Origin of the sequence: Bremerella volcania (genome assembly GCF_007748115.1) — a bacterium.
Classification (GTDB): domain Bacteria; phylum Planctomycetota; class Planctomycetia; order Pirellulales; family Pirellulaceae; genus Bremerella; species Bremerella volcania.
Map to the genome: position 1 here is coordinate 782,311 of NZ_CP036289.1, position 14,045 is coordinate 796,355.

A 14,045-nucleotide genomic window follows, 5' to 3' on the forward strand; every position below is an offset into this window, starting at 1 on the left:
TTTCTCGGGGGATTTGCTTCTGCGGCTGCGCAATTCTTTACGGATTGAATTGGCCTGTAGGAAGTAGGGCGTGCTTTGGGCACGTTTCGATACTCGATTTCTTTCTCTTGCTCGGGTCTCACGAAACCTCCCGTTTTCTATGTCTCCACTTGCCGAAAACAACAACTCGGTCGCTAGTACTGCGCTCAAATTGGGGACAGACGACCTCCATCGACTTGTCGAAGAGTCAATCGACTGGCGTGCAAGGCTCGAAGGTCTTAGGGCATACGAACAGTTCTTGGCCACGGTGTGTTACTTCCTTTCTCCCGCAGATCGGATTGTCGAGCAATACTTCGGTCAGTCAGAGCACTGGTTCAACACTCGCCGCACCGCCGCATGGGCACAATCGGACCTGCGCGAGCTGTTCGCCGCACACGGTGGAACAAAGCAGATCGAGTCCTTGGGCAATCAGGCGACGGCAGATGAACTGTACGACTGGGTGAAGGACTCGGCGGATGCGGCTGGAATTCTTTACGTGCTGGAAGGGTCAACGATGGGAAGCCTGTTTCTTTGCGACCTTGCCTGCTCCAATTTTGATTCTCCAGCCGATGCTCCGGTGAAGTTTCTTCGTGCCTACGGCAAAGATACCGCTCGTCGTTGGCAGGAAACCAAGCTCTGGCTAGATCGTGTGCTCAGCACGGAAATCGAAATCGCAACAGCCGTTAGTGCCGCCCGAAAGATGTTCCAAATCTATGGTGGTCAACTAAGTTGCAAGAAATGACAAATCCTGAGTCACCGAGCAAAAAGCCTGAAGTCGATCTCACGAATTGTGATCGCGAGCCGATTCACCTGGCTGGTGCTGTACAGCCGCATGGTGCCCTGCTAGCGTTCGAGTTAGCGGGCTTGTCATTGAAGCACGTTTCGCAGAATGCCGATCAGTGGTTCAAGACCATCCCAGAGATTGGAACGACTGTTTCAAAACTCTTCGATGAAGCGTCGTGCAAGTTATTGCAGATGGTTGCCACCGGCTTGCGGAATGTCGTGCGTCCTATCAAGCTTCGACCTCGTGTGGGAAACTCCATAGGCCTCTTCTCGGCGGCGGCCCATGTGTACCAGGGAACGCTGATCGTTGAGCTCGAGCGATCCGCGGCTGATGGGGATTTAACTGCGAACCTTGGGGAATTGAGTTTGCCGCTTCAACTCACCCGGGCGAATCAGCGACTGCAGCAAAGCAACGATCTAAAACAACTCTATCAGGTGATCGCTGAGGAGATGCGAGACATTAGTGGCTTCGATCGAGTCATGCTTTACCGGTTTGCCGACGACAACCATGGTGAAGTCATCGGCGAGTCGGTCGTCGAAGGAAAAGGATCGTTCCTGGGGCTACATTATCCGGCAACCGACATTCCAGAACAGGCACGTCGGCTCTACGTTCTCAACACGGTTCGTTCTATCGGTGATGTCAACGCGGAAGCGGTACCGATTCTTCCTGGCTGTCACGCAGACGCGAAGAGACCACTCGATTTGAGCCTCAGCTGTTTTCGAGCGGTCTCGCCAGTGCATCTAGAGTACCTGCAGAACATGGGTGTCCAGGCCTCGATGTCGATCTCGATTGTTATCGATAATCGACTTTGGGGATTGATTGCGTGCCATCACTACACGGCAAAGCCGCTTCGCCTGGAAGAACGCGCCGCATGCGAGATCATGGGGCTTGTTATTGGGAACTATCTGTCGGCGCGTGAGCAGTCGGAAGTGAATCACGAACGTAGTCGTCGACGTCGGAACTTTCACAACGTGCTTGATCTGATCACGCAAAATACAGGCGTTTGGCGGTCGCTCGATGCCATCTGGAGTGAGTTGCGGCAGATCGTCGATTCGAATGGATTAGCGGTCGTCTCAGAGCGAACCGTTCAGCTGCTTGGCTCAACTCCTCGTACGGGAACGGTTCAAGCGATTGTTCGGAATCTCGAATCGACTCAAGGGGAAGGAACTGGCATCTGGGATACCCATTGCCTTGCGGACAGTATTCCTGGTTATCCATTGGAACAAGAGAGCAGCGTCTGTGGATGCCTCGCGGTACCGCTTTCCGCTCCCGAGGTCAAATGGCTTCTGTTCTTCCGGGATGAATTTGTCAGCGAAGTGACCTGGGCCGGCAATCCCGACAAGTCCGCAGTTCCGTCTGAGGATGGATTCAGGCTTTCACCGCGAAAGTCGTTTGAGCAGTGGAAAACGACCGTTCACCGTCAGTCGAAACGCTGGACGCTGGTCGACCGTGAAATGGCGGAAGAGCTTCGCAGTGGCTTGGTGGAACTTCTCAGCTTACGTGCCGCCGAGTTGGTTCGTTTGAACGAAGAGCTTGCGAGCATCAATGCTGATCTCGATTCGTTTGCCTACGCCGCATCGCACGATCTACGTGAGCCATTGCGAGGGATCAAGCAGACTGCGTTTCTGCTGCGACGCGAGTTAGGTGTCGAGTTGAATGAGGCAACCGAGGGGCGGTTGGCGACGTTGTCGAAGCTTGCTTCCCGGATGGACGAATTGATCCAAGGATTACTCAGGCTTTCTCGAGCAGGTCAGGGCAATCTCGAATACGAGAGAGTCGACCTCAAAGAAGTGGTTGACGAAGCTTTGGAAATGGTTGTTGGTCGACCGACTCCGAGTGGAATCGAGGTCGTGATCGATGGTGATGCGATCCTGTGGGCCGACTATCTTTGTATCCGTGAGCTTTTTACCAACTTAATAGCGAATGGAATCAAGTATAACCAAAACAACCTAAAGCATTTGAGAATAGGTGTTTGGCAAGACCGAGGCTCAGGCCACGAGAATCACGCGGTTCTTTACGTTCGGGATAATGGCATAGGAATTGCTGCCGACAATTTGAAAGAAGTCTTTCAGGTGTTTCGCCGCCTCCATTTGCCGGAAGAATATGGTGGTGGATCAGGTGCCGGTTTGACGATCTGCCAGAAAATTGTCACGCGTCATGGTGGCAAGATATGGATTGAGTCCGAGCCAGGGCTAGGTTCGACCATATTTTTTACTCTCGAACAGGTTGGTTAGTCATGTCCCAAGCAATTGTGTGCTTTGTTGAGGATAGTGATCTGGATTACGAAGTGGGAACAATGGCCATTCGTTTGGCGCATCCCGAAGCGGAAATCGTTCGAGCCAAATGTTGCACCGAGGGTAGAAGGATTATCGAAGAGTTTGTCCCGCAACTGATCTTCCTGGATCTCAATCTGACACGCTGCAAGGGATTCGAGTTGCTTACTCATCTAGCCGAATCTTACCCCGAACGGCTTCGTCAAGTTGTCGTACTTACGACTTCCTCCAGTCCGAATGATCGCGAGATGGCATTGAAGCTCGGCGCATCCGACTTTTACACAAAGTCTCCCGACCCGGATCAATACTTGTTAACCGTTCGCCAAATCGCGTCGAAATTACTGAGCTAGGCCAGGACTGCTTTGAAGTATCATTTTCTTATCATCGACGACTCCGATGTTGATCGTGATGCCGTCATTTCTGCGCTTCGGAAGGACATGAACAGCCGCTATCGGTTTACTGAAGTGGCTACCGGCACCGAAGGGCTGGCGAAGATCGAATCTCTTAAGTCGGAAGTCGACCTGGTGATTCTTGATTACCGCTTGCCGGACATGGATGCCCGGCGATTCGTAGAACTTCTTTTGGCAGAATCGAGTATCCCTCCCGTGCCAATCGTGCTTGTCACGGGAAGCATCGACTCGAGTGCCATAGATACCTCGTTTCTTAAACGCGGCGTTCAGGATTTTTTTGGTAAGTCTCAGATCACCGAACAAATTCTCCCGCGTATCGCACGCAACGCGATCGAGCGTCACAAGCTGTTGCTGAAAGTCGTCGAGAGTGAGCGAAGAGCTGAACAGGCCATGACGTTGGCCGACCAAGCTAACCGTACCAAGTCACAGTTTCTTACATCGCTGAGCCATGAACTGCGGACGCCATTGACGGCAATCATTGGTTTCGCGGAAATCCTTCAACAGGATCTCGGCGCGGATGATGCTCAAAAAATGTTGGCAATGATCTCCAGTAGTGGCGAGCACTTGTTGGAATTGATTAATGATCTTCTCGATATCGCGAAGGTCGAAGCAGGCACACTTGAGGTTGAGCCTGTGCCGACCGACGTCCGTCGGCTCATTGAAGCCGTTTGCGAGCTTGTGAAGTACCGCGCGACGGCGAACGGACTGGATCTGCGTTGGGAGTTGCCTCAGAATTGCCCCAAACCCCTTCGAGTCGATCCGGTTCGGTTGCGGCAGATATTAATCAATTTACTCGGCAACGCCATTAAATTTACCGACCAAGGTCGGATCAAATGTGAAGCGGATTACGATTACTCGCAACAGCGGTTAACGATTCGTGTAACCGATACTGGGCCTGGTATTCCTCCGGAAGTTGTCAGCCGAATCTTCTCTCCCTTTAACCAAGGACCGACGAGTTTGGAGAAGAAGCGAATGGGGATTGGACTGGGCCTTTCGATTAGCCGTGAATTGGCGACGAAAATGGGCGGCTTCCTGCGACTTCAAGAGACGTCTTCGGACGGCTCGACCTTCGTCATGGAACTTGATGCACCAGAGTGCCTGGAAGCCCAGGAACACGCTCAATCGGAGCAGAAATCGGTGGATGAGGCGGATCCCAATCTGTGGAATAAACGATCGATTTTGATTGCGGAAGATGTCGAAGCGAATCGTTACTTGCTTCAAAAGGTGTTCGCCAGATTAGGCGTTCAACCAGACTTTGCCGAGGACGGCAAGCAAGCGTGCGATATGGTACTCTCCCGCCAGGCCGAAGATTCCACCTATGACTTGATCATCATGGATATGCAGATGCCCATCATGGATGGATATGAGGCGACCCAGTTCCTCAAATCGAAGAACGTTTCCACCCCCGTCATTGCCTTAACAGCCGCGGCTCTTAGTGATGACGTCGAGAGATGCCTCTCTTCCGGATGCGATCAGGTACTGGTGAAGCCAGTGAACGTCGCAGAACTTCGTTCGCTTTTCATTCGGTACTTCGAGTGATTTCCGCTCGGTAGGCGATCAGCGCGACGGAGCGACGGGACGCTCGTGTAAGCGGTTCTCTTGATACGCCTCGATCAATCGCTCGAGCATTTCCATGCGAAAACCGATTCGTTGACCACGCTCGGTATCACGGGTGCGCCGCGGTGAATCGAAGACGCGAATGTTTTGAACTTGCGGGATGATATCGACGCCATTTCGAATGGCGGCTTCCACCGATTCAAAGTGAGAATGCTGCGCCAGAACGATTCGATCCGTTTCCAATACCAGCGTGTAACCGTAATCTCCGTATGCTTCGGAGAACGCACCGTCGATGGTAATCGCCTTACCACTTCGCTTCAGTGGAGACTCACCCGCTTCGACTTTGACCGGGACGTGCCCATTGACGATCAAGCCATTGGCGGCCTCCATGCCAAATTCCTTGAGAACTTTGTCGCAGAACTCCGATTCGTGGATCAACGAGAAATAGGTGTTCTTCGTCTCGTGATGGGGCTTCTTATCCGCGATGAAGTCACGTTCCAAGGTCGCGATGCGGTCCTTGCCGAACAAGGGAGATCTCGGACCGCTCCAGAGGTACCACAGGAAATCAAGATCAGCCTGTTCCGAATGGACAAACGCACGACGGACGACCGTTTCGATTTCCTCAAACATGGCGCGTCCAGAGACGGACTTCTGATCGATGGTAACCGGCAGAAAGCTACCGTCAGCATCGACCGGCACGCAGCCATGAAAGATTAAGCAATCGTCTCGTTTCAGGTACATCGATCCGTGACCGACCATAAAACGCATCTGCTCCCGCAGTTTCTGGCTATTGAGAAACGAATGCTTCAAGCGTGATAGACAGGCTGCTTCTTCTTCGCTCAGTTGATAAGGATTGTCAGGGTCGACTGTCGGGAAGTTGGTGTCGCGAAGGGCGTATGTCTGGCCATCAATTTCAATGGTGCCTGCCTGGTGGTTGATGCGGTGCATCAACCTGCGATGCTCTAGTTCCCAGTGAGGATTTCGCTCGATCATTTGACCTTCGAGCTTGAATTGCATAATCGCCGCAGCCTTCTGCATCCTGGCGACGACTTCATTGGGACGCATGCCGTGTCCTTTAGGCATGAAGAACTCGGAAGGGTCATCGGCATAGACGGTACGCGCGAGATGTTCCAGGGGCGTCAGCGGGACCCCGTAGCCTTCGTCCAATTGGCCAATGCGTCGATACCGTAGTGAAACGCGAAGTACCGTGCAGATTGCAGTTTCGTGTCCGAGGGAGGCCGCCAGCCACAGCACGTCGTGATTACCCCAAATGAACTCGACATTGGGTTGCAACTGGAGATAGTCCATAACTTTGTCGCCACGCGGGCCCCGGTCCCACAGATCGCCAGCGATGATCAACTCGTCCACTGCCAGGTTACGAATCAGTCGCCCCAAGAGATGGACTAAGTGCAAAGCTTTACCACGCCGTACCAGTTCATCGAGGATTGCTCCGATGAATTCCGGTCCTCGTTCCGTGGAAGGTGCATGCATCATCTCGAGCAGAAGTTCTCGGTATTCTGCCGGGAAGAGATTGGTTGCCAGGCGAAGACTGAAGTTCGAGACGAGATATCGCAGCAGTTCAAGTTGGGGCATTAGCATCTGCAATGCGTAGGCCCGAATGCTTTCCGGCTGAGTTAACGTCTCTCCGACACGTTGGGTTACTTCTGCCGGATAGAAGGTCAGCTTGAGAAACTCTTCCAACTCGGTTGCGGTCATCGAGTCCGCGAACATTTCTTCGACCAATGGGCGAAGCGTTCCCGAAGCATTATTGATGACGTGCTGCAGCTTCTTGTCTTCGCCGTGGATGTCGCTGATCACATGCACGACCCCCTTGGGCAAAGTCTGCACGGCGGCCAGGCGAGCGGCCTCAGCGATGGCCGCGTCGGCGTTGGGGAACTGCAATGCGAGCAATTCCAAGATGGAGAGATCTGCCTTAGGACGCTTAAACGAATGAGATGTGGTTTGCACGGTAGAACTTGCGTCGAAACGTTGGAAACGCGAAGACCGCACCGCCGGAAGGGTTGCGGCAGACCTGGCACACTTGGTCACGTTCAGCCGAAATAAAAGGCTGGAACTAGTTTACGAATATTGCCGCAGTGGTGCAAACTGTCGAAATCACATGGGACTGTGGTTTACAATGGTGTCTAAACAGGTAAACCCACTCAAAGGCCCACCATGAATTCCATGAAGATGATCGCGGTTGTTTTGATGCTTTTCATCACGGCAGAGACCTCTGCCGCGGAACCGAATACTCAGCAGCCTGAAGGCAGTTCTCCCGACGGTATCACCGGGAAAGATCTCGCAGGCAAACGCGTGGTGTTTCTGGGAGACAGCATTACGCAGGCAGGGGGATACATCAGCTTCATCGATTATTATCTCGAGAAACTGTACCCCGAGCAAAACTTTGACGTTTATGGCCTCGGTCTTGCAAGCGAGACCTTGTCGGGGCTTAGCGAAGACAATCACGCAGGGGGTGCCTTTCCCCGACCATGTTTGTTTGAACGTCTGGGGAGGCTCTTGGAGCGAGCGAAGCCTGAAGTGGTGTTTGCGTGCTACGGAATCAACGACGGAATCTATCAGCCACTTGATCCTGATCGTTTCTCGGCATTTCAGAACGGTGTAAAGAAACTCATCGAGCAGTGCCAGGCGGCGGGCGTTGAGCAGATATTCCTCGTTACTCCTCCCATCTACGATACGATCACTCGGCCTGGTGAATTCAATTATGACTCAGTGATGACCAGATACGCGGCGTGGGAAATGTCTCTCGATGAACCAGCCGTCCACGTCATTGATTTACATTCCGCCATGCGTAAAGCACGCGATGCTCGAACCGAGGTTTTTTCAAAAGATCGTGTCCATCCCGGAGGCGAGGGGCATCTATTCATGGCACAAGCGATATTGGCTGGCTTGAACGTCCCTGTCCCCAAGGAGTCCCTCGCTACGATTCAGGCCGATCCGCTTTATCAGCAGATCGACAAGTTGCGCAAGTATCGTTCTGCTAACTGGATGAAACACATTGGCTATTCTCGCGAGAAGACCGTGCCGTCGCAGCCTCTGGGAGATACGGAGGAAGTGGCAGCCAAAATGAAGGCCACGATCAATCAAATGCGACGGAAGGAATAGTTCCGTCACCGAATCGCCTGGTATCGTGTTCAGCCTGCTTTCTGCAGCGGTAACGGCGAACGGAAGTGATTCAGAAGTTGAATGTAGTCTTGGATGCCACGTTCGTAAGAACAAGCCGAACTCGCGTATTTGCGGCATCGCTGCTTCCATGAGGGAAGACGTGACGAGTCTTCACTCAGCCTCGAAAGTTCCTGGGTCAGGCGTTGTCTCATTTCGTTTTTGTCGACTGGCAGTTTGACGACACACTCCGGCAATTCCGCGTACCAGCCGACATCGTTGACGATGGTCGGCAAACCGAGTTGCAGAGCCCGCGAGACGATGGCGCTCGTCTCGCCCATGGTTGGATAGCGAAGTGAAATGCAAACGTCGACGTTTCGCATTTTGTCGAGAAATGCTTCTTCTTCCATTCGACCGTAGAAGGTCACGCTGTCTTGAATGCCCAGGTTGCGGGCAAATTGAGGTAGTGTTTCGCAAGTTCCCTGAAGAGAGCCTCCAACGTGTAGATGAATTTTCGAGCCCTTGGCGGCACATGCCTTCACCGCTTCTAACACGATGTCTACATGCTTGTGGGGCTGAACAATTCCGAAGATGCCGACCTGGATCGTATCTTGTTCCATACGATCCGAACAACTCGGTGTCATTCCCCGGTAGAGTTGTGGAAACTTCAACGCTTCCAATTCGGGAAATCGCTTGCCAATCGATTTCTGCGCAAACTGCGAGTGAACGATGCAGCCTGTCGCACAGGCAAGTACGGGGTCGAAGAAAGGAACCTCGTTAACGTACGGCCCATCCCAAAATAATGGAGTATCGGTTTCGTTGTATTTCAAAATCCAATCTGCAACAGCTGGTCCATACCACGTTCGAAGAACATCGTAATAGGCCAGCATCTTGCTCTGATCTTGCACGTCGTTGCGATAGAGAAAGAACGCCATCAGGTGGTGCAGTGCCGGATCATGGAGATGTACAACGCCTGGGTACTGGGTCAGGACCGGCAGTTGGGGACCATGAAACGTACTGCAGTTGCCCATTTGATAGACGGTTTGATCATACCCGTTACCACCAGCGAAATGATCGAGATCGTGAACAGTGACTCGGGAATGGTTGCTTGACGCGTCGTTGCTTGTGGTGAATACATCCACTTCCACGCCTGAGGTTGCCAGGCCATGCACCAAGTCAAACGCGTAGTCAGCGATTCCTGTCCTTTCATCAGGCCAGGGGGTAATCATCGCTATCTTACGAATCACAAGAAACCTCGCTACGAACGGGCGCTTTTGCCAGCAGGATCATGGTGTCTGCATACTTGGATTGCAACTGCGCAGTCGACCCTTGGTTTGTGAATCCGCACGCTTGCAAAGCGGACTGAAGTCGTATCACATGAAATGGCTGATTCGAGGTCGTTTCTACAATCAAGAGGCATCCTCCCGGTACTAAAGCACCGGATGCCAGCAGCAGGCACTTGATCAGTTCGTTGTCGTCCAGATGGGAAAGCCGTGACTCGAGTAGAATCCCGCCGAATGACTCCAATGGCTGGGATGCAAGGAAGTCGGTCAGCGTTGTTTCGAGCGTTGCGGGGATGCCAAGCGAGCGGATATAGCCGAGCGAACTGGCCGGCACTGCCCAATTCGCGATCTCGATGCCGGCTGAGCGACAACCACGTATCACATCTTGGACACCATCTGTGGCGATCAGCCAATCCCGAAGAACCCCTTGTCCAACGTCAGACTTGTCAGTGTAGTGCCCAATCTCCGAGAGAATTCCTTCCAACGAAGAGGGCGGTGTGGCGTCCTGTACTTGGGCCATTGCGGCGTGCATTTGCTGAACGTGCATTGCGATGTCGTTCGCGGCAATGCTTTGTTCATCGATGTACAGATTTGGGAGCGAAGGAAGCGTACCGCAATTCGCACTCGAGCGTAGTTGGCGAAGTTGATGTTCGATGTTCTCAGTGACTTCCAGCCAATCGGCTGCCAGGGAAGCAACACGACGATCAAGGTTCGTCATGTTGTTCACGTCTTCGGCACTCATGCGAGATAATTTCAACTTCGAAATCAGTCGCTTCCACCAACGACGCTTGCGTGGGTTCTCCTTCAGTTCATCTTTGGCATACATTTCCAAGCCCAGCACTTGAATATTGCGACGACGTCCCTCTTTCGATTGCTTTAACTTCATCAGGACATCAACCCGAGTCAGTGATCCCTTTTCCAGAGGAACAATCCACTGCTGGATGCAATTCTCGGATGCTGACCGATTGAGGATTCTGCGATAGGCAAGCCGGATAAACTCGATATCGTCCTTCGGCGTCAGAAGCTCGGCAATATCGACGGATTGGAATACCTTTTCTCGAAGACTATCCATGGGCAACAAGGTCTTTCTCAAGTCTGCCCGGACTCGTTCGATGGTGGCTTTGTCACACATGCGTTTGATCCTAACGATGTTCGATACTGTTTGGCTTGCGGCTGGCCAGTTGCTTTTGCTCGGCGGAATTCTCAAGGATCGAGACGGTATAGTTGACCGAGTTCCTGAAGAACCATGATCCTTGAACGGTTTTCAGGGGAGTATTCTCCGCCGTTTGAGGGAATAACTTCTCTCCCTGGTATACGGGCAAAGCAAGGTCTTCTAGCTGTTTGGCGTTACTCGCGAAGGTCGCTATTTGCTGTTGTCGCTTGTCGTAGTCCGGAACGAAGCGATACATTTCGAAGTCGTAGTTATCAAGTACTATAATGTCGATGTCTTCTGGAAGGTCCCCCTTGAAGAGGACGTGCTTCTGAGCACGATCTCCCATTGCTGATTGAAATCGCTCGGGAACCGAGATCACTGTTTCCGGCGGCAGAGCGGCAATCTTCTCACGCAAGAGCGCCTCGACTTCGAAGAAGGTCGCCGGGCCGTGATTCAAGACTCGCGTTGCAAGGAAGGAACCACCATTCAGAATCGTCACCACTAAGATGGCCGCGGCAATTGCGCGATTGCCAACCCAGTAAGAGCGATTGACGACCATGAATCCGTAGATCGCGACTGCGTAGATCGTAAGAATCGGAGAATACGTTGGGTTGAAGTAGCCTGACGCATAGAACAGGCCCAGCGTTGCCAGCGGGATCGATGCAACGAATCTCGATTCCCAAGTACGCATGACCAGGGGAAGCGGTAAGGCAATTGCCCAGATCATGGTGGCAACAAAGCAGTGCGAGGTTGCAAAGTCCGCTTCAAAGGGGTTCATCGAAGACCACAAGTTATCGTTGACCGCCGCGTCTTTCAAAAACAAGGGACTGTGCCAATAGACGTTCTTCAAGAAACTGCCCAAACCTAACCGCTGCCCTTCTGAGCCCCCACCCAGTGCAGGAAGGAAATGGAGTTGTCCATCCACCATCCATGTTCTTACGGCGTGGTTCAGAATTAGTCCTACGCCCATCGCGCTAACGGCGATGCCAGTAAAAACGTTTCCCAGTCGTGTCCGTGCAAACAGTATGAGGTAACAACCCAGAAAGAAGGCCGGGAAGAGACTGAGTAAATGATTCATGGGCAAAAGCAATAACGAGAGAATCAAGAGCCCTCGAAATAGCCAACTATCTTTGGTGCGCAATTCGGCCAGGCACCAGCATGCCAAACTGGCGACGGCAACCCATGAGATTTCAGGTCGAACTCGCAGGATGGTAAATATGCCTTGGTACGAGATCACCATCGATAGTGGGATCAGAACTCCCGCAAGCTGTGCGCGTGAAGGAACCAAAAGCTGCACGACTCGCGTTGTGGAAAAAATTAGCACGCATCCCAGAAGAAGCGAGGTCCAACGAGCCGATAGAGGCGTTAGGGCTCCTCCACCCGTTGACAGGTAAGCAGCATGAAACACGAGTCCGCTATCTTTGCCTGTGTTGACGGGGACTCTTGTAAGATAGATCGCTTCGTCAGCGTGAAAGTCGATACGGGGAAGCGCAAATGCCATCACGACACTTCCGATGGCAGTCATGAGCAAGGCCAGGTAGAGATGGCGACGTTGAGGACTGAGTGCCGCAATCCAGGCAGTGGGTCGCAATTCGCGCGCATGCGCTAGATCCATCACTTCATCCTTGTTGGAATCGGCTGCAACCGATTGCTCACCGTGCACCAAATTAACCTGGGTTTCCTATGCCCTCAGGAATTGCGGGGTATCTTAAGGCATCTGCAATATCGGGCCAATATCGCTTTTATGGGCCAGAGGTGTCGCTTCAGAAGCTTGCTAGCGACTCGAATCGGCGTGATTCACGAGGCCTGCGACGGATGCCCCACTATGGATCTCATAAATCGCAGTCTCGGGAAGGTCCACAATTCGCGAGTAGGTAGTCTGATCGGGAGAATTGGGGATAACTCTCTCGGTTAAGAATCGGTCGAAATCAGCGAAAGCATGCTTGGAAGCAAGTCGTTTGGAGACAACGACGAGGACCGACTTACCTTCGGTGCCATAGGTGCCCATGTCATGAATGCGGCAAAACGCATTGGCTTTGACAACTCCGGGATCAAACCTCCTAGGGGCGGAATCCTTGGATGAACGGCGATCCGAAACGAAATTCGTCTCAGGTGGGGTCATTTGCACCAATTCGGAAGCACCAGACTTAGGAAACTCTAACCCTCCAACATGAGAAACTTCCCAGTAATCCAGAACAAGGTCGTAACTCTTTCCATTGGTTATCTCGGATAAAGCTTGCTGGACGGAAGATCGCTGGGTTAGCGAGATGGCCTGCTGCGATTTCATGCTGTATCGTTCGACGATGTCCGGCGTTTGAAACAACAGGTTGATCAAAATCACCGATGCTACTGTGGCGATCAGTCCACGATTCGGTTGATCTGGCTTAAGTACCCAGAGTAAGGACAGAACGATCATGGGAATCCAGCCGAACCAATACCAACCAAGCAGTGCGCCCTTACTGGCAATCATCAACCAACAGGCCAGAAAGGAGATCAGCAGAATGAGGAAGACTCGTCGCTGCTTGATCAAAAGCATTCCGGCAAGAATTAGGAACGCCAAAGGACAAAGACTCCACTGAACTAAGCCGCCAGAAAAGACACCATCCCAGCCCCAAATGTGATTGTTGAGACTCGTCTTGGCAATCATCCAACTCCAGGCTTCTCCACTGGGTAGTGTTACGATTCGCTGGACAAATGCTGCGGAATCGAAGATCACGATTGGAGTCATCAGAAGGAAACCACAAGCCATAAGGCCAGTCACATGAAACATCTTCAATGAGACTGTCTTTAGGCTCTTGCCTTCCTTCATCGGAAACGTGAAATGCAAGAGAAACGCGAAGATGGCGGTCGGCATCATCGTCAATTTGAGAGAAACGGCACCGCCAATCAGAATCCATCCCAATGGAGCGACAACCTGGGCCATCCTCGGAGACAGCGACTCGCGAAGATGGGAATCGCTGTAGAGTAACAGTACCCCATAAACGGCCATCGCCAACGCAAACGTCTCGGGGCCTGTGATCTTGCCGCACCACCAGGCGATCGGCATCGTTAGCCATAGCGCTGCCAGGAGATAGCCAAACTTGGGTTTCGCCATGTTGCCAACGACAGCGATCGAAACGGGAATGCTCACAAATGCGATGCAGGCGAGCGTTCTTAAAATCCAGAACGCGTCGGTTTCGAACCAGTCGATCAAGTTGACGTAGAGGGTCCAATAGCTGGAACCATAGCCTGCTTCATTCAGGCGGAAGAGAGGGCTCCCAATGCCTTGGAATTCTGGGTCCTGGAGCATGCTGCTGCCCCAGACGAAGAACGCGATTTCATCGGCCGCGAATGCGTTGAGAAACGCAATCCGAATCAAACCAATCGATGCCAGGACAAGCATTGCGATCCCAGCCAGGTGCCCCCAATTTTGATGCAGCCATGGTCGCATGGTAGGTTTCGCTGGAT

10 protein-coding genes are annotated in these 14,045 nt (G+C 52.5%); 5 read left to right on the top strand and 5 right to left on the bottom strand.

The features are described from left to right. The first annotated feature begins 139 nt into the window (after positions 1–139). The 4 genes from Pan97_RS03220 to Pan97_RS03235 are packed head-to-tail and all read left to right on the top strand — an operon-like array spanning position 140 to position 5,024. Positions 140–760 carry a biliverdin-producing heme oxygenase gene (locus tag Pan97_RS03220; RefSeq protein ID WP_144970693.1) on the top strand — a complete coding sequence of 207 codons (621 nt, stop codon included), beginning with the start codon at positions 140–142 and terminating at the stop codon, positions 758–760. Next, on the top strand, positions 757–3,036 hold the full coding sequence (locus Pan97_RS03225; protein ID WP_144970695.1) for an ATP-binding protein: 2,280 nt from the start codon (positions 757–759) through the stop codon (positions 3,034–3,036). The genes Pan97_RS03220 and Pan97_RS03225 overlap by 4 nt, the downstream gene beginning before the upstream one ends. Before the next feature lie 2 nt (positions 3,037–3,038). Then, positions 3,039–3,425 (top strand): response regulator, encoded by a 387-nt coding sequence (locus Pan97_RS03230; protein WP_144970697.1) that lies wholly within the window; start codon positions 3,039–3,041, stop codon positions 3,423–3,425. Positions 3,426–3,437: 12 nt separating this feature from the next. Continuing rightward, positions 3,438–5,024 carry a hybrid sensor histidine kinase/response regulator gene (locus tag Pan97_RS03235; protein ID WP_144970698.1) on the top strand — a complete coding sequence of 529 codons (1,587 nt, stop codon included), beginning with the start codon at positions 3,438–3,440 and terminating at the stop codon, positions 5,022–5,024. An 18-nt stretch (positions 5,025–5,042) separates the two neighbouring features. Here Pan97_RS03235 and Pan97_RS03240 read toward each other — a convergent pair whose 3' ends face one another. Beyond that, positions 5,043–6,959 carry a fructose-bisphosphatase class III gene (locus tag Pan97_RS03240; protein WP_206668918.1) on the bottom strand — a complete coding sequence of 639 codons (1,917 nt, stop codon included), beginning with the start codon at positions 6,957–6,959 and terminating at the stop codon, positions 5,043–5,045. A gap of 258 nt (positions 6,960–7,217) precedes the next feature. Here Pan97_RS03240 and Pan97_RS03245 point away from each other — a divergent pair, with 258 nt between their 5' ends. Continuing rightward, positions 7,218–8,165, top strand: coding sequence for an SGNH/GDSL hydrolase family protein (locus Pan97_RS03245; RefSeq protein ID WP_144970702.1), 948 nt, complete (start codon positions 7,218–7,220; stop codon positions 8,163–8,165). Between the two features lie 29 nt (positions 8,166–8,194). Here the strand turns inward: Pan97_RS03245 and Pan97_RS03250 are convergent, their stop codons facing one another. The 4 genes from Pan97_RS03250 to Pan97_RS03265 all read right to left on the bottom strand — a co-directional run bounded on the left by Pan97_RS03250 (position 8,195) and on the right by Pan97_RS03265 (position 14,028). Beyond that, on the bottom strand, positions 8,195–9,409 hold the full coding sequence (locus Pan97_RS03250) for a glycosyltransferase family 4 protein (RefSeq protein WP_144970704.1): 1,215 nt from the start codon (positions 9,407–9,409) through the stop codon (positions 8,195–8,197). Further along, positions 9,399–10,577 carry a DUF4214 domain-containing protein gene (locus Pan97_RS03255; protein ID WP_144970706.1) on the bottom strand — a complete coding sequence of 393 codons (1,179 nt, stop codon included), beginning with the start codon at positions 10,575–10,577 and terminating at the stop codon, positions 9,399–9,401. The genes Pan97_RS03250 and Pan97_RS03255 overlap by 11 nt, the downstream gene beginning before the upstream one ends. Positions 10,578–10,587: 10 nt before the next feature. After that, entirely contained in the window at positions 10,588–12,213 is a 1,626-nt protein-coding gene (locus tag Pan97_RS03260; protein WP_144970708.1) for a hypothetical protein, read from the bottom strand. A gap of 159 nt (positions 12,214–12,372) precedes the next feature. Then, complete coding sequence (locus tag Pan97_RS03265) at positions 12,373–14,028, bottom strand: glycosyltransferase family protein (RefSeq protein ID WP_144970710.1); 1,656 nt, start codon at positions 14,026–14,028, stop codon at positions 12,373–12,375. Positions 14,029–14,045: the final 17 nt, after the last annotated feature.

Coding starts and splice junctions, on each gene's coding strand:
- Pan97_RS03260 (WP_144970708.1), bottom strand. CDS start 12,213: ATGGATCTAGCGCATGCGCGCGAATTGCGACCCACTGCCTGGATTGCG.
- Pan97_RS03220 (WP_144970693.1), top strand. CDS start 140: ATGTCTCCACTTGCCGAAAACAACAACTCGGTCGCTAGTACTGCGCTC.
- Pan97_RS03255 (WP_144970706.1), bottom strand. CDS start 10,577: ATGTGTGACAAAGCCACCATCGAACGAGTCCGGGCAGACTTGAGAAAG.
- Pan97_RS03245 (WP_144970702.1), top strand. CDS start 7,218: ATGAATTCCATGAAGATGATCGCGGTTGTTTTGATGCTTTTCATCACG.
- Pan97_RS03265 (WP_144970710.1), bottom strand. CDS start 14,028: ATGCGACCATGGCTGCATCAAAATTGGGGGCACCTGGCTGGGATCGCA.
- Pan97_RS03230 (WP_144970697.1), top strand. CDS start 3,039: ATGTCCCAAGCAATTGTGTGCTTTGTTGAGGATAGTGATCTGGATTAC.
- Pan97_RS03225 (WP_144970695.1), top strand. CDS start 757: ATGACAAATCCTGAGTCACCGAGCAAAAAGCCTGAAGTCGATCTCACG.